Here is an 18,911-nt window from a genome sequence, read left to right as displayed (position 1 = left end):
TCGTGAGCAACCAACAGCACAGCCCCGCCGGTCGAGCGCCGTCGCAGGCCGACCACAGCGACCTGCTTGCGGCGTCACCGCACCTCGTGCCGACGCCGCTGGACCGGAGCTTCTACGACGAGCTGATCGCCGCGCTGGCGACGGCTTCGCGCAGCTCGACCGTCACGCTCGACGACCTGTCGGGCGCGACGGTCGACCTGCGAGCCGGGGAGACGATCACGATCGAGCTCGTCGAGGGACCGCAGATCGTGAACCTGTTCGCGTTCAATCCGCACGATCCCGACGAGCGGATGTGGCACATGTCGGTGCTGCGCGACGGGCTCTTCCCGACTGTGGGCAATCGCATCTGGAGCACGATGGCGCGCAATCGCCCGATGCTCACCTTCTTGGAGGACACGGTCTGCGCGGACCCGCGCGGGCCGTTCGGGCAGCACCACCTCTACTTCGGCGGGTCGGGGACGCCGGCGGACTGGCGCTTCGGCGGCGGAGACGAGAGCGTGCGCACCACCTGGCAGCAGTTGGCCGAGCAGCTCTCGGCGCGCGGGGCGTCCCCGTCGCTGTTGCTGGAGAACCTCTGCCTCTTCCAGAAGGCGACCGTCGACGTGCGTCCGATGCGGGTCGAGATCCTGCCCTCGGATGCGGTCGCGGGCGACCGCGTGACGCTGTTCGCGGAGATCGACCTCACGGTCGCGCTGGCGCTGAGCCCGTACATCGACGGAGCGCGGCCCGCCTCGACGCCGGGGCTGCCCGCCCCGCGCCGCGTCGACGTGCACGTCGGGGAGCGCCTGGCCGCCCCGCTGCCATGGCCGTACCCCGGGCTCTCGTATCCCGACCTGTCGCTCTACCTCGACGAGCACGGGGTGCGCAGCCGCGAGCCGGTGACGACGGCCGGGATCGACTATCGCGTCCGCCGCGAAGGCAAGGAGACCACCGCATGAGCGCTGCCGACGGCTCGACCCTCACGCGCGCGACCTATCCGATCGATCAGCCGTTCTACGACCGCCTGATCGGATCGCGCGACCAGTTCACGGTCGTCAGCGAGACGGTGACCGACCACACCGGCTACGGCTTCCGTGTGGCGGCGGGGCAGGCGTTCCGACTCACCATGCTGGAGGCGCCGCAGATCCTCGACGTGTGCATGGCCAACGCCGACGACCCGACCGAGCACTTCTTCAGCGGCGCGCAGATGACGATCGAGGGCGGCAAGATCACGCGCGGCATCCGACTCTGGGGCACGCCGCCGCGCAGCCGGCCGATCGCGACCTGCATCGCCGACTCGGTGCGCGTCCAGGAGAACGTGCGCGGCACGCGCGACCACTTCGCCTACGGCGCGCACTGCAACCCGCACCTCTGGCATCTGCACGCCGGCGTCCACCATCGGCCGTGCTACGACAACCTCCGCTACGGCTACGCGATGCTGGGCCTCAGCCAGCACGCGATCCACGACAACGTGAACCTGTTCCAGAAGGGCGCGTACGACCCATACACCGGCTCCGCGATGGTCGAGGAGAGCGACGCGCGGCGCGGGGACCACATCGAGTTCTACGCTGAGATCGACCTCGTCGTCTCGGTGTCGCTCTGCCCCAACGGCTCCGGGTCGGACGGCCTGCGCGAGTCGTGGAGCGAGTCGGGACCGCTCGTGCCGGTGCATCCGATCGGCGTGACGGTGCTCGACACCGCGACGCGTCCCCCGGCCTGGCCGCCGGAGGAGTGATGGTCCGCGACGAAGTCGTGGACGAACTGACGCCCGTCGCAGCGCGGGCGCTGCTGGCGCCGCGCTCGGTCGCCGTCGTCGGCGCGTCGGAACGGACCGACGCGCTCGGCACCGTCGTCGTCGAGAACCTCCGCGCATTCGGCTTCGACGGCTCGCTGTACCCGGTCAACCCGCGCTACCGCGAGGTCTGCGGCCTGGCGTGTCACCCGTCGCTGGCGGATCTGCCGGAGGTGCCCGACTGCGCGTTCCTCGCCGTGCCGGCCAGCGCCGGGCCGGAGCTGATCGAGCAAGCGGCCGCGCTCGGCGTCAGCGCCGCGTTCGTCAACGGCGGCGGTTACGCGGACGCCGGCGCGGAGGGCGCGGCCCTCCAGCGGCGCGTCGTCGACGCTGCGCGCGCGGCTGGGATGGCGGTGTGCGGACCCAACAACCTGGGCCTGATCAGCTATCGCAGTCACGCCGCGCTGTGGGCGGCGCCGCTGCCGCCCGCCGCGGTCGAGGGACGCACGGCGATCGTCACGCACAGCGGCTCCTCCTCGCTGGCGCTGGCGCAGGCGCTCGGCCCGCGCGGCCTGTCGCACGTGATCACGGCGGGCAACGAAGCGGTCCTCGGGCTTGGGCACTATCTCGACGCGGTGCTGGACGATGGGGACGTCGACCTGGTCGTGCTGTTCATCGAGACGATCCGCGACCCGCGCCACGTCGCTCGCTCGCTCGCGCGCGCGAGCGAGCTCGGCGTTCCCGTGGTCGCGCTCAAGGTCGGTCGCTCACAGCGCGGCACGGCGATGGTCGCGGCGCACACCGGTGCGCTGGCCGGCGACGCAGCCGCATGCGACGCCTTCCTGGACCGCTGGGGCGTGGCCCAGGCTCGGGACGTCGACGAGCTGATCGCACTGGCGACGCTGTTCAAGCGCTTCCCCGCCGGTCCGCGCCGACCGTCCGCAGTCGGCATGACGCTCTCGGGCGGGCAGGCCGGCCTGCTCGCCGACCTTGGCGAAGCGGCAGCGCTGGACCTGCCGCAGTTCAGTGAGCGGACCGAGGCGGCGCTGACGCCGATCGTCTCGGCGGTGACGTCGCTCAACAACCCGCTCGACGTCTTCGGACTGGGATTCGACCTCGACGGATTCAGCGGCATCGTCGACGCGCTGGTCGCCGATCCCGAGATCGGGACGGTCGCGGCCTTCTTCGACATGCCGCCGACGATGCAGATCGACAACGACTTCGCGCGTGGGGTCGTAGCGACCTTCGCTGACACGGCACGACGCACCGACGCCGCTCTGGTGCTCGTCAACAACGTCGCGGGCAGCGGCCTGGACGAGAGCGTGCTGGCGCTCGAGCGAGCCGGGACGGCGGTCCTCAACGGGATGGCGCCGGCGGTGGCGGCGCTGGCCACGTGGGCGAGGGGCCGGAGATCCGTCGCGCCCGCCGAGACGGCTCGCCGGGATCTCGCGGGCGTCGAGCGTCTGTGGTCCGCGACGGACGCAGAGCGCTTCGCCGTGCTCGCGCAGGCCGGACTGGCCGTGCCGGCGATGGCGACCGCGACGACGCCGGAGGCCGCGGCTGCTGCCGCGGCGCGCATCGGCTTCCCGGTCGTCTTGAAGGGCACGGCTCCGACGCTCCTGCACAAGACCGAGCTGGACGCGGTGGCGCTCGGCCTCGACTCGCACGATGCCGTGCTGGAGGCCGGACAGGAGATCCTCCGTCGCGTGGCCGGGCACGAGGGCGCGGGCCTGGTCGTGCAGCGGATGGTCGGGCCCGCCGTGGAGCTGATCGTCGGCGCGCGCGTCGACCCGGTCTTCGGCGTGCTGCTCGTGGTGGGCGCCGGCGGCGTCCTCGTCGAGCTCGCGGCCGAGGTCGCGGTCCGGCTCGGGCCGGTCGGGCCGGAGCTGGCCGAGGAGATGCTGCGTGAGACTGCCGCCTGGAAGCTGCTGCAGGGCGTACGCGGCGCACCGCGCGCCGACGTCGCCGCGGCCGTCGCGGCCGTCGTCGGCTTCTCGCGACTCGCCGTCGCGGCGCAAGGCCGAATCTCCGCGATGGAGATCAATCCGCTCATGGTCCTGCCGCAGGGGCAGGGGGCGGTGGCGGTCGACATCGTGGTCGAGCGCGCGACTGAAATCGAAAGTGGAGAGAACCGATGAGTTACCAGCACCTGCTGTACGAGACCGACGACCGGACCGCGCTGATCACCCTGAACCGGCCGGACAAGATGAACGCGCTCAGCCTCGAGCTGTGCGATGAGATCGAGCGTGCGGTGGCCGCTGCCGACGCGGACGAGGACGTGCGCGTCGTCGTCGTCACCGGGGCGGGCGGCAAGGCGTTCTCCTCCGGTTACGACCTCGTCGGCGACGAAGAGGTGCCGTCGATCGACTTCTATGCGGATCGCCTGCGCGGCGATCTGCGGTTCACCTACTGCGCGTGGAACTGCAGCAAGCCGGTGATTGCGATGATCGACGGCTACTGCCTGGCTGGAGGGCTGGAGTTCGCGCAGATGTGCGACATCCGCTACTGCTCAGACGACGCGAGGTTCGCCGTCATCGAGACGCGCTTCTCTGCGGGCGTCGCGACGCTGGCGATGCCGTGGGTGATCGGGCCGATCAGCCGTGAGCTGATCTACAGCGGCGACATGATCGACGCGACGGCCGCTCTGCGCGTCGGCTTGGTTAATAGGGTCTTCCCGAAGGACGCGCTGCATGCCGAGGTGATGAAGACGGCCAAGCGCATCGCCCGCGTATCACTGACGACGCTGCAATGGAACAAGCGGGCGATCAACGAGACCTATGAGGCGATGGGCTTCGGCACCGCGATGCGGTCGGCGATGCAGGCCTGCGTCATCGCCGACTCCACGCAGACGCCGGAGTACGCCGACTTCCATCGCATGAAGAGCGAGCGTGGTCTTGCCGCTGCGCTGAAATGGCGCCGGGAGCAGTTCGCGGCCTATGAATAGGCCGCGAATCTCAACCCGTCGTTATGCGTTCGAGGAAGCCTGGAACGAGCCGGTCCAGATGGGCGCGACGCAAGCTGTAGTGGTAGTTGCGCCCCTCCTTGCGGACATCGATCAGGTGCGCGTGATTGAGCACCTTAATATGATAAGAGATCGTCGATCTGGTGATCGGCAGACTGTCATCAAGGGCAGTACACGGGAGTTCGTCGACGTTGCCGATCTGCCGGATCATGTCGATGCGCAGCGGCTCGCGGAGCGCGTCGAAGAGGACACGATAATCCTCCTCGGTGGGTTCCGGCTCGACCACGGACGCCGTCGCGCGTCCGCTCAGGTGGGGGGCATTGATGGACACATTTGAAAGCGTAGCATCGGCATTGGGCTGTCCATCAAGCAGCCGATCGAAGGGACGTCGTGTTGAACGGCCGCGGTGACCGGGCCCGGCACGTCGGCCGGCTCGCGGACGTCGATCTGTCCGCGGTCCAGCCGCTCGTGCGCCGGGCGGACCTCTCCCGCGGGATCTTCGACCTCGCCGTCGAGCTGGCCGAGGGCATCCCGACCTGGAGCGAGTCCGGGGATCCGCCGTTCCTGCGGTGGATGACGATGACGCCGGCGGCCGGAAGGGTCGACCAGCCGCAGGAGGGCTGGGCGCGCGCCGGACGCGCCTACCTCAGCGACTGCTTCACGATGCCCACGCACGCCGGCACCCACATCGACTGCCTCAACCACGTCGGTCGCGACGGCAGGTTCTGGGGCGGGGTGGAGATCGACGACGTGCTCGGCTCGCGCGAGGTCGCACAGCTCGGCGCACAGCACCTGCCGCCGCTGGTGATGCGAGGAGTGCTCGTCGACCTCGCGCCCGGCGGCACGCTCGAGCGAACCCGCGGCGTCGGGCCGGAGGAGCTGGAGACGGGGCTCGCCCGCGCCGGCGTGGGGATCGAAGCGGGGGACGTGGTCCTGCTGCGGACAGGGTGGATGCGCAACTGGCGCCAGCCGTTCTATCTCGGCGCCCAGCCCGGTCTCACGCGGGCCGGCGCCGAGTGGCTCGCCGAACGCGGGGCGGCCGCGATCGGGGCGGACAACGCCGCGCTGGAGTTGCAGCCGTCGCCTGAACCGGATGACGCGGTGCCGGTGCACACCTTCCTGCTCTACGAGCGGGGCATCCCGATCATCGAGAACCTGGCATTGGACGAGCTGTCGGAGGCGGGCGTTCACGAGTTCCTCTTCGTGGCGCTCCCGCTCAAGCTGCGCGGGGCGACGGCTGCGCCGTTGCGGCCGATCGCGATCGCGCTGGAGCGCTGAAGGGAGGGCGCGGAGTGCCGGATCGACGCGGTCACCGCGCCCTCGCAGGAGCCTCGCCGGGGTCTGCTCGTGGATGGGCAGACCCCGGCGCCGGGCTCGCGGACGCCCCGCTACGACGCCGCTCCGAGGCCCGGCTCCGGCGCGCCGACGAGTGCGACGCGGTTCCCGAACACAGCGACGCCGGCGCCCATGTCCGCATGTGCCGCGGGGATCCCCTCGAACGGCAGGACCTCGCCGACGGCTGGGTCGATCCGCCGCTCCAGCAGGAGCCGGTTGTACGCGCGGGCCTGCTCGTCGTTGGTGCCGTGAGCTCCCTGCAGCCGCTTCTGCATGACCCACTGGTGACGCAGGTCCAGCGTCGCGCTGTACCCGGTCGTGCCGGCGCAGATCACGACCATCCCGCCCCGTGCGCAGACGAAGGCGCTGGTCGGGAGCGTCGCCTCGCCGGGGTGCTCGACGACGATCGCGGGATCGCGGCCGAGCAGGTCGCGGACGCGTCGCTTGAACGCTCGCGCCTCCTTCTGCCACGCCGTCTGCCGCGTGTCGTCCTGCCAGTGAGGGGCCACTCCCCAGTGCGAGAACTCGGTGCGGTCGATGTATCCGACGGCGCCGTGGTCGACTGCGTAGCGCCCGCGCTCGTCGTCGGACACGACGGCGACGGCCGTGGCGCCCGCGGCCCGGACGAGCTGGATCGCCTGGACCCCGACGCCGCCGGAGCCGCCCCAGACGAGGACGCCGTCTCCCTCGTGCAGCTCGTTGCCCGCCCAGCCGTGGAGCATCCGGTAGGCGGTCGTGCCCACGAGCGTCGACGCGGCGGCCTCCTCCCAGGTGAGGTGGGGCGCCTTCGGCAGGATCTGGTGTTCCTGAGCCAACGTGAACTGAGCGAAAGACCCGAAATTGGTGTCGTAACCCCAGATGCGTGCCGACGGCGCGAGCATCGGGTCTCGCCCCGCCGCCACCCAGGCGTCCGCCGGGTCCCAGCAGCCCGGATGGACGACGACCTCGTCACCGACCGCGACCGACGTCACCTCGTCACCGACGGCGTACACGATGCCGGACGCGTCGCTGCCGCCGATGTGGAAGTCGTGCGGCTCGCCGGCGCGCTGCCGCAGGCCGATCACGTCCACCGGCAGGCCGCGAGCTGCCCAGACGTTGTTGTAATTGATGCCCGCCGCCATGACGGCGACGAGGACCTCGTCGGCGCCCGGAGCGGGGACGTCAACCTGTTCGACCTGGAAGGCGGTGCGCGGGTCGCCGAAGCGATCCTGCCGGATCACCTGCGCGTACATGCGGTTTGGGACCTCTCCGAGGCTCGGCAGTTGTCCGACCGGGAGGGTGCTCGAAGCAGTCAATTGACGGTCCTAACGTTCGATAGTCATAGTTCTATGCGACTGATTCCTATCAGAGTTCGCGCTGGGTGTGGTGTTCGATCAGCGTGGCGCGAAAAGGGGGCTTGTCACGGTTACCCTCCAGTGATAGATTTCGAACTATCGAACCTTTGGCGCGGGGCTGGAGGTCGACTGAGCATCCGATCACGCGCTTCCGGGACGAGGTTTGAATGACTGGTAGAGCCGACCACAACATGGGCGACCGCACGCTGACGCGGCGCAGCGCCATCGGGCTTGCAGCCGGCATCGCCGGCGCGGGTCTCCTCGCTGGCTGCGGCGGCGCAAGCGGCGGCGCCGACACCGGCGCGACGACGGCGACCGCTGGTACGGGGCGCGGCGGCGGAACGCTGCGGCTCGGCGCGCTCGGCGGCGGGAGTGCTGAGACGCTGAATCCGTGGGTCGGCAACTCGGCGTGCGACTACGCCCGTGCGTACCAGGTGTACGAGCCGTTGGTGCGGTTCGAGGGCACGGACCTCACGAACGTGCTGCTGGACTCCTACGAGGCCAACGCCGACGCCAGCGAGTGGACGCTGCGGCTCGTCGACGCCACGTGGCACAACGGCAGACCGCTCACCGCCGACGACGTGATCTACTCGATGCGCTACGCGGTCGAGACCAAGGCGTACTCGAGCGATGCCTACAAGAACATCGACCTCCGCGGCCTGAAGAAGTTGGATGCGCGCACCGTGAAGGTGCCGCTCAGATCGCCGAACTTCCTGTTCCTGGGAACGCTGGCCACCGTGTACGGCGCGATCATCCAGGACGGGTTCACCGACTTCGACAAGCCGATCGGAACCGGGCCGTTCGAGTTCGTGTCCTGGGCGCAGGGCGAGCGGGCCGCCTACAAGCGCTTCGGCGACTACCGGCTCAGCGGTCAGCCGCTCCTCGAGGGCATCGAGATCCTCTCGCTCAACGATCCGCAGGCGCGGATCAACGCGCTCATCTCCGGACAGGTCGACGCGATCGCGACTGTGCCCGCCGCCAACGCGAGCTCGCTGGCGTCGACCAAGAACATCAAGCTGATCGACACGCCGTCCGGCAGCGCAGCCTCAGTGGCGATGCGGACCAACCAGGCTCCGTTCGACGACGTCCGCGTCCGTCAGGCGCTGCGCCTGCTGGTCGATCGGGAGCAGCTCGTGTCGGCCGCCTTCAGCGGCAAGGCCCGCGTGGGTAACGACCTCTTCAGCTGGTTCGACCCCGATTATGCCTCGCAGCTCCCGCAGCGCGCCTATGACCCTGAGCAGGCGCGCTCGCTGCTGCGGCAGGCGGGACAGTCCGACCTGCAGGTCGAGCTGTTGTTGGCAGACCAGTTTCCCGGTCACGTCGAGCTCGGCGAGCTGTACGGACCCTCAGCCGCCAAGGGCGGGGTGAAGGTGAAGATCAACAAGGTCACGCCGGCCGCGTTCGGCGACCAGTACACGAAGGCTCCGTTCTTCGTCGGATACTGGACGGCCCGTCGTCTCGGCCCGCAGTGGGACGCGACGCTCGTCAGCGGCGCGGTCTTCGACGAGACCGACTGGGACAACCCGAGATGGGCCTCCGCCTACGCCGCCGCTCGCAGGACGCGGGACGAGGCGAAGCGCAAGCAGCACATGCTCGACGCGCAGTCGATCCTCTACGAGGAGGGCGGCTACATCATCCCGTACTTCCCGAACTTCATCGACGCGACCGCGTCGAAGGTGTCTGGCACGCGCACGAGCATCCAGCACTCGTTCGGCATGTTCGACTTCCGCGGCACGTCGGTCGCCTGAATCGACGTGATGCTGCGTCTCGCCACCGGCCTTCGCACCGTTGCGACGCGGGTCGCGGTGGCCGTCCTGACGATCGCCGCGGTCTCGCTCGTCGTGTTCGTCGGCGTGAGCTTGCTGCCAGGCAACGCGGCCCAGCGAGCGCTCGGGGTCCAGGCCGCCGATCCGCAAGCGCTGCAGGCTCGCATGCACGAGGTCGGGCTGGACCGCCCGGTGCTCGTCCGCTATGGCGACTGGATGAGCGGTTTGGTGCGCGGGGACCTCGGTCGGTCGCTGGTGAGCCAGCGGCCGATCAGCGATGAGCTCGGAACGGCCTTCCGCAACACCGGCGTGTTGAGCGCGTTCGCGCTGCTGTTCATGGTGGTGCTGGGCACGACCTTCGGGATACTGGCCGCGCTGGCGCACGGGCGTCCCGCCGATCGGGTGGTGGACGTCGTCACGCTCGCCTTCATGGCGGTGCCGGAGTTCGTCATCGGAACCCTGCTCGTGGCGGCGTTCGGAACCGGGCTGGGTGTGCTGCCGGCGGTTTCGCTGATCGACTCGAGCCGGCCGATCTTGGATCAGCTCGATCTCGTCGTCCTGCCGGTCGCGACGATCGTGATCGTCGCGGTGGGGCAGGTGACGCGAATGATCCGCGCGGCGACGATCGACGTCCTGCAGGCGCCCCACATCGAGATGGCCGCGCTACGGGGCGTCGGCGGCTGGCGGCTGCTGCTGCGCCACGTGCTGCCGAACACGATCGGTCCGACCATCCACGTGCTGGCGCTGATCGTCGCGTTCCTCGCCGGCGGCATCGTCGTCACCGAGACGGTCTTCCAGTACCCGGGAGTGGGCATGGCCTTCGTCACCGCCGTGTCCAACCGCGACGTCACGACCGTCTGCGCGATCGCGGTGATCATCAGCGCCGTCTACGTCGTCGCCAACCTGCTCGCGGACCTGGCGCAGATGGCCTTGAACCCGAGACTGCGGGCGGCGGCGAGATGACGGCGCCCGCGGATCCCGTGGCACCCGCGGAGGCGGGCGTCGGGACGATGAAGCCGCCCCGTTCCGCGGCCGCGGAAGGGCGCAGCGCTCGCCGCTCCGTCGCCAGAGGCTGGGGACTGATGTGCCTGATCGCGTTCGTCGGCATCGTCCTGGTGGCGTTGGTCGGACCCTTCCTGGCCCCGCACCCGATCACAGAGGTGCTGGGCGCGCCGTACTCGCCGCCGAGCGGGCCGGCGCCGCTCGGGACCGACTACCTCGGTCGGGACGTGCTGAGCCGGTTCCTCAGCGGCGGGCGGCTGCTGATCGCGGTGTCGCTGGGCTCGACGCTGCTCGCCTATGTCGTCGCGGCGCCGATCGGCATGCTGATGGGATACGTCCGCGGCCTTCCGGACCGGATCGCCGGCGGCGCCGTCAACGTGCTGCTGTCGATCCCGCCGGTCGTCTTGGCGCTGCTGATCGTCGCCGGCCTGGGGACGAGCCCGCTGGTCGCCGGTCTCGCGGTCACGATCGTGCTGATCGCGCCGATCGTCCGCATCGTGCGGGGGGCGACCGCGGAGATCGTCACCTCGGAGTACATCGAGGCGGCGGTGATGCGCGGGGAGACCGGCGCCAGAGTGATCTTCCACGAGGTCCTTCCGAACATCCGGCCGACGCTCGTCGCCGACTTCGGCGTGCGGCTCGCGTACACGGTGATCCTCTACGCCTCGCTGAACTTCCTCGGCCTCGGTCAAGCTCCGCCGGCGGCCGACTGGGGTCTGATGGTCAGCGAGAATCGAGGCGGGCTGCTCGTCATGCCATGGGCGGTCGTCGTGCCCGCCCTCGCGATCGCCGGGCTCACCGTTGCCGGCACCGGGGTCGCGGAGGCCGTCTCACGCAGCCTCGGTCGATCGCAGGGGAACGCATGACCGCCAGTCCCGCCGCCGGCCTTGCCGTCGAGCACCTGCGCGTGGAGGGCGACGAGGGCGTCGCGATCGTGGAGGACCTGAGCTTCGAGGTGATGCCGGGCGAGCTGATGGCGCTCGTCGGCGAGTCCGGGTGCGGCAAGACGAGCGTCGGCATGTCGCTGCTGGGTCACGCCCGGCGGGGAACGAGGATCGCCGGTGGGCAGGTCGTCATCGGCGGTCGTGACATCCTCGCGATGTCGAGACGTCAGCGGCGCGACGCGCGCGGGCGGCTCGTGAGCTACGTGCCGCAGGATCCGTCGACCGGTCTCGGTCCGCGGCGGCGGATCATCCGCCAGATGGTCGAGAGCGCGGTCGTCCACGGCGTCGCGACGGACGAGGCGAGACGCCGGGCGATGGAGCTGCTCGCGCGCGTGCACCTGCCCGAGTCGGTCGCGGACCGCTATCCGTTCGAGCTGTCCGGAGGGCAGCAGCAGCGGGTGCTGATCGCGATGGCGCTGATGTGCGAGCCGCAGGTGGTCGTCTTCGACGAGCCGACGACGGGTCTCGACGTCTCGACGCAGGCTCGCATCATCGAGCTGATCCGGGAGCTGCTGCGGGCGGCGGCCAGCTCGTTCGTGTACATCACCCACGACCTCGCGGTGGTCGACGCGCTCGCCGATCGCGTCGCAGTCATGTACTCGGGCGCGATCGTGGAGGTGGGTGATGCGCGCGAGGTGTTCTCCGCGCCATCGCACCCTTACAGCCGCCTTCTGCTCGACTCGACCCCGAGCGTGCGCACGCGGCGCCGCTTGGCGGGCATCCCCGGCGCTGCCGCGCAGCCGGACGAGCGGCCGTCCGGCTGCTCGTTCCGGGCGCGATGCCCACTGGCGGTCGAGCGCTGCGCCGTCGAGTCGCCGCCGCCCCTGCCGGCGCACGGCGGCGGATCCGTTCGCTGCCACCGGCCCTCTGAGCTGCGCACGAGCGTCGGCCTGCAGCAGGCCGAGCATCCTCCGCGCGACGGTCTGGCGGTGCTCGAGGTGGAGGGTCTGCGCGCCGGCTTCGGCTCGGGCTCAGGCTACGTCGAGGTCGTGCACGACGTCTCGTTCACGGTGAGAGCGGGGGAGTGCATCGCGCTCGTTGGCGGCAGCGGCAGCGGGAAGACGACGACCGGCCGCTGCGTGGTCGGCCTCCACGCCGCTCAATCCGGCGTGATCCGGCTCGAAGGCGAGCAGGTCGCGTCCGAGCTGCGCCGGCGGACTGCGGGGCAGCTCGCGCGCCTGCAGATGATCGTCCAGAACCCGGATCGCTCTTTGAACCCTTCCAAGACAGTGCGCCAGAGCATCGAGCGGCCGCTCGTCCTCCGTGACGAGCCGGGCACGGCCGCCGAGCGCGCGGGACGGGTCCGGGAGCTGCTGGAGCAGGTGCGGATCTCGGCGCGAACCCTCGATCGCTATCCGGCCGAGCTGTCGGGGGGCGAGAAGCAGCGGGTCGCGATCGCGCGCGCGCTGGCCTCCGAGCCGCGCGTGCTGCTGTGCGACGAGGTGACCTCGGCGCTGGACGTGTCCGTCCAGGCTGCCGTCCTCGATGTCCTGGATGTCTTGCGCGCCCAGGGCATCGCGATGGTCTTCATCACCCACGACCTCGGCGTCGTGCGGTCCCTGAGCGACCGGGTCCTGGTGATGAGCGCCGGTCATGTCGTCGAGCAGGGCACCACCTCAGAGGTGATCGAGGCGCCGCGACACGCCTACTCGCGCGAGCTGCTCGCGGCGGCGGTCGAAATCGGCGAGCGGCCCGATGGCAGGTCGCGACGACCGGGCGAGCGCGCCGTCGGCGAGAGAACCGATCCGGCGGACCGCGCGCTTCGAGCGCCTTGAGTTCAGAGGGGCAGTGCCGCTGCGACGCGGCAGCAGCGCCACGCGCGCCTTGGCGGGGAAGAGCGGGGGACGATCGCGTCGACGTCGACGTCGCGCGGCGCTGATCGGCGGCGCGTCCCTCAGGCCGTGCGATCGCGCGGTTCGTTGCGCTCGACTGTCCAGGTGACCATCGCCGAGTCGAGATAGGCGCGCACCTCGACGATCCGGTCGCCGTCGATCCGGCACACCCAGCAGAGCGTGTTGTCGTACGGGGCGCCCTCGAGCGTCGTCGAGCGCGCCCGCATCTCGGCGATCACGGTGTCGCCGTCGACGAAGAGGCTCGTCAGCGTCAGATGGATGCCGTCGCGCATGACCGCTCTCAGGCGGTCGAAGGTCGCGGCGGCGAAGCGAGCCTTGTCGGTGTAAGTCCCGGAGATCGGATGGGTGCCCATCACCGTCCATCTGACGTCGTCCGCGACGCGCTCGAAGAACGCCGCCGCCGTCTCCGGCTGCTCCAGCAGCCGGAACAGCGCTTCGCCTTCCGATCGATCGATCGCCACGTGCATCGCTCCTCGAGTCGCGTTCCTGGACGGACGTGACGGTAGCGACCTTCGACCCGCGCGGCGGTCAGCCGAGCGGAGCGATCCGGCGCAGGAGGGTCGCCGCGGCGGCGACGACGAGGTCGCGATCGTAGGTGACGGCGAAGTCGAACCTTCGCTGCGCCTCGGAACCCTCGTCGCCGAGGTCCTGGGCGACGAGAGCGCCGGCGAAGTGGTGGCCGATCACGACGACGCTCCACTCGTCCGCAAGACAGTCCGACGGCGACAGCCGCCCGCCGCGCACGCCGGGCACGGGCTCGGCCGGCAGGTCGAGACCGAGAGCACCGACGAACGCGGCACGAGCGGCAAGCTCTGCGTAGCGCCGAGCGGTCCCGGCGGTGAAGCGCTCCGCGGTCTGGAAGGCGGAGATCACGACCACGTCCCGGTCCAGGCCCTTGGCCGCCTCCTCGAGCTGCTCGGTCATCGCCAACAGCAGTGGCTTGGTCGAGCGTTCGACCGGTCGAAGACGGCGCACCACCTCGAACGGCGTCGTGCCCGCCACGGGACGAGCCGCGCAGACGCGCGGCACACGACCGGCGACCGGCTGCGCCGGCAGCGGCCCGGGCCGACCGAACAACCATCCCTGCCCGAGCGTCGCGCCGACGGCGCGCGCGATCTCACGATGCTCCTCGGTCTCGATCCCCTCCGCGATCACCTGCGCCCCGGTGCGCTCGCGGTGCGCACGGACGGCGTTCACGATCGCCGCCAGCTCGCGGCTCGGGTGCTGCTGAACAAGTCGCAGGTCGAGTTTCACGACGTCAGGCGCCAGCAGCGGCAGCAACGCCAGCGAACTCGTCTGCGCGCCGACGTCGTCGACCGCGATGCCCAGCCCGTGCGCGCGCAGTCCCTCAACGGTCCCCAACAGCTCGGCGGGACGCGCCGCGAGCTCACGCTCGGTCAGCTCGACGACGATGTCGCGGCCTCGCAGCGCCGCACCGACCCGCTCACGCATCCCGGCCGGCGCCACGCTGCCGAGCGCCTCAGGCTCGACATTCACGAACAGGGTCGCTTCGAGACCGCGCGAGCACTCGAGCGCGGCGAGCCGGCAGGCCCAATCGAGCTCGACCAGACGACCAGCGGCACGCGCCACCGCGAACAGCTGATCGGGACGAACCAGGGCCGCACCCGGAGCCCCGCGCGCGAGCGCCTCGTAGCCGACCAGCCGACCGGTCCCCAGATCGACGATCGGCTGGAACGCAGGTCGTAACCCTCCGGGGCCGAGAGCGACGTCGAGCGCGCCAGCGTGAGGCGTGACTGCGGAGACGGACTCGGACACCCAGCAAGCATCGGCGGAACGCCCGACCGACTCAAGCGCACCGGTGCGCGTCGGTCACCCAACAAACGCGCGCGGGCGCATGTCGGCGCCCGTCACAAGGCAGCAGCGCGACGCGCGATCGCACCCCTCACGGCGCGCGACGACGGCCACCCGGCGCCACGACGCCACGTGTGAACAACGACGTTCCCGGTGCGCTCAGGAATGCCAGATGTCGGCGCTTTGGACATCTGTCCAAAGCGACAGGGTCGCCGGTATGGATCACTACTCATCGATGAGTGATGATCTTGAGCAGCAGCTGATCGACCCGGTGACCCTGTCCGTCGTGCAGGGTGCGCTGCAGGCGACGCAGCGGGCGATGACGCTGACGATGGAGCGCACCGGGCGCTCACCCGTCTACTCGGTCGCCCGCGACTACTCCAACGCGATCTTCGACTGGGACGCGCGCATGGTCCTGCAGGGCGAGGACCTGCCGACGCACCTCGGCAGCCTCGTGCTCGCGACGAAGGCGGTCGCGGGCTGGTTCGGCGACGACGTCGCGCCCGGCGACGTGATGTTCCACAACGACCCCGTCTACGACGGCAGCCACATCGCCGACATGTGCATGTACAAGCCGGTCTTCTTCGAGGGCGAAGTGGTCTTCTGGGCCGTCTCCAAAGGCCACGTGATCGACGCCGGCGGGCCCGTGCCCGGCAGCTACAACGCCGAGGCGAAGGAGATCTGGGCCGAGGGGCTGCGGATCCCGCCGCTGAAGATCGTCGAGCGCGGCCGGCGACGCGAGGACGTGATCAACATGATCCTCCTCAACGTTCGCTCCCGCCGCAACCAGGCCGGCGACATGAACGCGCAGATGGGCGCCGTGCGGCTCGGCGAGCAGCGGCTGCTCGCGCTGCTGGAGAAGTTCGGCGTCGCGACCGTCAGAGCGGCGATCGAGCGGCTGCTGGAGCTCGCGGAGGAGCACACGCGGACGATCGTGCGGGCGCTGCCCGACGGCGTCTACCGCAACGCCGTGATCTCCGAGGACCCGGGCCACGGACACGGCGACCAGACGATCGCCGCCGAGGTCGAGATCCGCGGCGATCGCGCGACGGTGCGCATCAGCGGACCGCCGCAGATCGACTTCTACATGAACTCCTACCGCTCGAACACGCTGTCGGGCATCTACGCCGGCTTCCTGATGTTCGCGCAGGTGCAACCGCCCTTCAACGAGGGGCTCTACCGGCCGCTGGAGGTCGACTTCGGCCCGCCCGGGACGATGGTCAACGCGGTCGAGCCCGCGCCGCACGTCAACTGCACCGGCGGGATGCAGGAGACGATCTGCGACGCGGTCCGCGGTGCGTTCACGCAGGCTCGGCCCGAGCGTGCGCTGGCCGGCTGGAACCACACCTGCGGGATGAACATCGCCGGCGTCGACCCCCGCAGCGGCGAGTCGTACGTCGACCTGCGCATGTCGACGGTGATCGGCGGCGCGGGCGCGCTCGCGGGAGTCGCCGACGGGTGGCACGCGATCGGCGCGCAGGCCGCGCTCGGCGCGCAGCAGACCGGCGAGACGGAGCTGGTCGAGCACATCTCGCCGGTGATCATCCACGAGCTGTCGATCGCGCAGGACTCCGCCGGTCCCGGCACCTTTCGCGGCGGCTGCGGGCTGGTGACCGAGTTCGAGCCGATCGGACACGACATGTCGGTGATCGTGTGGGGGGAGGGCTTCGCCCATCGGCCGCCGAGCGTGGACGGCGCCTTCGCCGTGCTGCCCGACGCCAAGCTCGCGCGCGGCTGGCACATCGTCGAGGACGAGGCGGTCGACGAGGTGCGCACCAACCGCACGCTCGTCGTCAGACCGGGGGAGCGCTTCCGCTTCCGCAACCCAGGCGGCGGCGGCGCCGGCGACCCGTTCGCGCGGCCGCCGGAGCTGGTCGCCGAGGACGTCCGCAACCGCAAGGTCTCCGCCGCCGCGGCGCGCACGGAGTACGGCGTCGCGATCGATCCGGCCAGCGGCGAGCCGGACCTCGCCGCGACGATCGCGCTGCGCGCGCTGGCGGCGGCGCCGTCGGACGCGAGCGAGGAGGCCGCACGGTGAGCGGCTACCGCGTCGGTGTCGACACCGGCGGCACCTTCACCGACCTCGTCTCGATCGACGCCGACGGCGCGATCGCGATCCACAAGGTCCCGTCGCGACCGGACGCGCCGTCGCAGACGATGCTCGCCGGGCTCGCGGGTCTGGCGGCCAAGGCCGGCCTCGAGCCGGCGGACTTCCTGCGCCGCTGCGAGACGATCGTCCACGGCACCACCGTTCCGCTCAACACCGTGATCCAGCAGCGGGGCGCGCGCACCGCGCTGCTGACGACGGCCGGCCACGAGGACGCGATCGAGATCCGCCTCGGCCACAAGGAGGACGGCCATCGCTGGGACTTCGCCTATCCGCAGGCGACGCCGCTGGTGCCGGCCGCCCGGCGCCTCGGCGTGCCCGAGCGCGTGCTCGCCGACGGCACCGTGCTGCAGCCGCTGGACGAGGCGCGCCTGGAGCAGCTGATCGACCGCCTCGTCGAGGAGCGCGTCGAGGCCGTCGCCGTCAGCTGCCTGTGGTCGTTCAACCGACCCGAGCACGAGCTGCGGATCGCCGAGCGGCTGCGCGCGCGGCTGCCCGGCGCATACGTGTCGACGTCGGTCGAAGCGCTGCCGCGAATCGGCGAGTACACGCGCACGAGCACGACCGTGCTCAACGCCTACGTCGGCCCGCGCCTGCGCGCGTACATGGCCGACCTGGAGTCGGGTCTGCTCGACGCCGGCTTCGCGGGGTCGATCTTCTACATGCAGTCCAACGGCGGGGTCGCCACGCGCGCGGTGCTCGAGCGGCGTCCGGTCGCGGCGATCAGCTCCGGTCCGGCCGCCGGTCCGACGGCCGCGCTGCACTTCGCCGCCGTGATCGGCAGCGAGGACGTGATCTCGGTCGACATGGGCGGCACCAGCTTCGACATCTGCCTCGTCCACGGCGGTCGGCCCGACGTCGTCTCCGACGTCGACGTCGACCGCTATCGGGTCGGGCTGCCGATGGTCAACGTGACCTCGATCGGCGCCGGCGGCGGCAGCATCGCGCACATCGACGCGCGCGGCCTGCTGCAGGTCGGCCCGCAGAGCGCCGAGGCGTTTCCCGGGCCGGCCTGCTATCGGCGCGGCGGCGAGCGCCCGACGGTCACCGACGCGCTCGTGACGCTCGGCTACCTCTCCGGCGAGGCGCTGCTCGGCGGCCGCCTCGAGATCGATCCGGCGCTCGCCGCGCAGGCGATCGAGCGCGACGTCGTCTCCGCGATCGGCGGGACCGTCGCCGACGCGGCCCAGGGCATCCTCGAGCTGGCGATCCGCAGCATGGCCGACGGCATCGAGATCGCCTCCGTCGGGCGCGGACACGACCCGCGCGACTTCACGCTGCTGGCCGGCGGCGCCGCCGGGCCGACCTTCGGCGGCCTGCTGGGCCAGGAGCTCGGCATCGCCGACGTGCTCGTGCCGAAGGTCGCCGGCGTGCTGTGCGCCTTCGGCGACACGCTCGCCGAGCTGCGCTACGACGTCGTGCGCTCGTGCCCGGGCGCGCTCGACGCGCTGGAGCAGGCGACCGTCGAGCGGCTGTTCGCGGAGATGGCGCTGGAGGGCCGCGAGGCGCTCGGGCTGCCGGCTGGCGCGGACGTGCGGCTGGAGCGGGTCGCGGAGATGAAGTACGTCGACCAGGTCCACTACTGCGACGTCCCGGTGCCGGACGCGCCGGACGGCGGCCTGCTCGACGCACTCGCCGAGGCCTTCCACGCGCGTCACCGCCAGCTCTATGCCTACGCGGAGCCCGACAACCGCGCCGAGCTGCTGTCGCTGCGGCTCAGCGTCGTCGCCGCACACTCTGCCGGCGCGGTGCGGATCGGCGGGGGACGGACGAGCGCCGAGCCCACCGCGCCGGCGGCGGCGGGCCACCGCCAGCTGCTGCTGCGCGGGGCGCAGCGCCCGGTCGCGGTGCCGATCCACGACGGCGCCGCCTTCCCCGTCGGCGCGAGCGCCGCCGGGCCGCTGATCGTCGAGGAGGAGACGACGACGATCTTCGTCCCGCCGCGGGCGCGGATCGCCCTGATCGAGGGCGGGATGTACCTGATTCACACGCAGGACCCGTCCCCCGCGGGGGACGACAGCCCCCCGTTGCTGGCCGGCGTCGCCGGTCCCGTCACTTCCCTGACCCCACAGATGACGAGGTAAC

15 protein-coding genes are annotated in these 18,911 nt (G+C 71.0%); 11 read left to right on the top strand and 4 right to left on the bottom strand.

What is annotated here, in order from left to right; genetic code table 11:
- Positions 1-2 precede the first annotated feature (2 nt).
- The 4 genes from Q7L65_RS07190 to Q7L65_RS07175 are packed head-to-tail and all read left to right on the top strand — an operon-like array spanning position 3 to position 4,655.
- Positions 3-938 (top strand): urea carboxylase-associated family protein, encoded by a 936-nt coding sequence (locus Q7L65_RS07190; RefSeq protein WP_304719821.1) that lies wholly within the window; start codon positions 3-5, stop codon positions 936-938.
- The gene (locus Q7L65_RS07185) at positions 935-1,714 is read left to right on the top strand and encodes an urea carboxylase-associated family protein (RefSeq protein WP_304719819.1); all 780 of its coding nucleotides are present in this window, start codon (positions 935-937) and stop codon (positions 1,712-1,714) included. The genes Q7L65_RS07190 and Q7L65_RS07185 overlap by 4 nt, the downstream gene beginning before the upstream one ends.
- Positions 1,714-3,849: an acetate--CoA ligase family protein gene (locus Q7L65_RS07180; RefSeq protein ID WP_304719817.1), complete on the top strand. Its 2,136-nt coding sequence runs from the start codon at positions 1,714-1,716 to the stop codon at positions 3,847-3,849. The genes Q7L65_RS07185 and Q7L65_RS07180 overlap by 1 nt, the downstream gene beginning before the upstream one ends.
- Positions 3,846-4,655, top strand: a complete 810-nt coding sequence (locus Q7L65_RS07175; protein ID WP_304719815.1) for an enoyl-CoA hydratase/isomerase family protein — start codon at positions 3,846-3,848, stop codon at positions 4,653-4,655. The genes Q7L65_RS07180 and Q7L65_RS07175 overlap by 4 nt, the downstream gene beginning before the upstream one ends.
- A 10-nt stretch (positions 4,656-4,665) precedes the next feature.
- Here the strand turns inward: Q7L65_RS07175 and Q7L65_RS07170 are convergent, their stop codons facing one another.
- Positions 4,666-5,004: a helix-turn-helix transcriptional regulator gene (locus Q7L65_RS07170; protein ID WP_304719813.1), complete on the bottom strand. Its 339-nt coding sequence runs from the start codon at positions 5,002-5,004 to the stop codon at positions 4,666-4,668.
- Positions 5,005-5,066: 62 nt separating this feature from the next.
- Here Q7L65_RS07170 and Q7L65_RS07165 point away from each other — a divergent pair, with 62 nt between their 5' ends.
- Entirely contained in the window at positions 5,067-5,951 is an 885-nt protein-coding gene (locus Q7L65_RS07165; RefSeq protein WP_304719810.1) for a cyclase family protein, read from the top strand.
- A 110-nt stretch (positions 5,952-6,061) separates the two neighbouring features.
- On the opposite strand, the gene ccrA is transcribed toward Q7L65_RS07165, so the two are convergent.
- Positions 6,062-7,303, bottom strand: coding sequence for a crotonyl-CoA carboxylase/reductase (gene ccrA, locus Q7L65_RS07160; protein ID WP_370552524.1), 1,242 nt, complete (start codon positions 7,301-7,303; stop codon positions 6,062-6,064).
- Between the two features lie 206 nt (positions 7,304-7,509).
- Here ccrA and Q7L65_RS07155 point away from each other — a divergent pair, with 206 nt between their 5' ends.
- The 4 genes from Q7L65_RS07155 to Q7L65_RS07140 are packed head-to-tail and all read left to right on the top strand — an operon-like array spanning position 7,510 to position 12,829.
- Positions 7,510-9,090: an ABC transporter substrate-binding protein gene (locus tag Q7L65_RS07155; RefSeq protein WP_304719806.1), complete on the top strand. Its 1,581-nt coding sequence runs from the start codon at positions 7,510-7,512 to the stop codon at positions 9,088-9,090.
- A 9-nt stretch (positions 9,091-9,099) separates the two neighbouring features.
- Positions 9,100-10,071 carry an ABC transporter permease gene (locus tag Q7L65_RS07150; protein WP_304719803.1) on the top strand — a complete coding sequence of 324 codons (972 nt, stop codon included), beginning with the start codon at positions 9,100-9,102 and terminating at the stop codon, positions 10,069-10,071.
- The gene (locus tag Q7L65_RS07145; RefSeq protein ID WP_304719801.1) at positions 10,068-10,976 is read left to right on the top strand and encodes an ABC transporter permease; all 909 of its coding nucleotides are present in this window, start codon (positions 10,068-10,070) and stop codon (positions 10,974-10,976) included. The genes Q7L65_RS07150 and Q7L65_RS07145 overlap by 4 nt, the downstream gene beginning before the upstream one ends.
- Positions 10,973-12,829 carry an ABC transporter ATP-binding protein gene (locus Q7L65_RS07140; protein ID WP_304719799.1) on the top strand — a complete coding sequence of 619 codons (1,857 nt, stop codon included), beginning with the start codon at positions 10,973-10,975 and terminating at the stop codon, positions 12,827-12,829. Before Q7L65_RS07145 ends, Q7L65_RS07140 begins: the two co-directional genes overlap by 4 nt.
- Positions 12,830-12,948: 119 nt before the next feature.
- Here the strand turns inward: Q7L65_RS07140 and Q7L65_RS07135 are convergent, their stop codons facing one another.
- Positions 12,949-13,368 carry a nuclear transport factor 2 family protein gene (locus Q7L65_RS07135; RefSeq protein WP_304719797.1) on the bottom strand — a complete coding sequence of 140 codons (420 nt, stop codon included), beginning with the start codon at positions 13,366-13,368 and terminating at the stop codon, positions 12,949-12,951.
- Between the two features lie 67 nt (positions 13,369-13,435).
- Positions 13,436-14,683 (bottom strand): EAL domain-containing protein, encoded by a 1,248-nt coding sequence (locus Q7L65_RS07130; protein WP_304719796.1) that lies wholly within the window; start codon positions 14,681-14,683, stop codon positions 13,436-13,438.
- A gap of 271 nt (positions 14,684-14,954) precedes the next feature.
- On the opposite strand from Q7L65_RS07130, the gene Q7L65_RS07125 reads away from it, so the two are divergent.
- Both Q7L65_RS07125 and Q7L65_RS07120 read left to right on the top strand, forming a co-directional pair.
- Positions 14,955-16,757: a hydantoinase B/oxoprolinase family protein gene (locus tag Q7L65_RS07125; protein ID WP_304719794.1), complete on the top strand. Its 1,803-nt coding sequence runs from the start codon at positions 14,955-14,957 to the stop codon at positions 16,755-16,757.
- Positions 16,754-18,910 (top strand): hydantoinase/oxoprolinase family protein, encoded by a 2,157-nt coding sequence (locus tag Q7L65_RS07120; RefSeq protein ID WP_304719792.1) that lies wholly within the window; start codon positions 16,754-16,756, stop codon positions 18,908-18,910. The genes Q7L65_RS07125 and Q7L65_RS07120 overlap by 4 nt, the downstream gene beginning before the upstream one ends.
- Position 18,911 lies beyond the last annotated feature (1 nt).

Origin of the sequence: Conexibacter sp. CPCC 206217 (assembly GCF_030646165.1) — a bacterium.
Taxonomy (GTDB): Bacteria; Actinomycetota; Thermoleophilia; order Solirubrobacterales; family Solirubrobacteraceae; genus Conexibacter.
The sequence above is the reverse complement of the archived record's forward strand: the minus strand, read 5'-3'. Positions and strand labels throughout refer to the sequence as shown.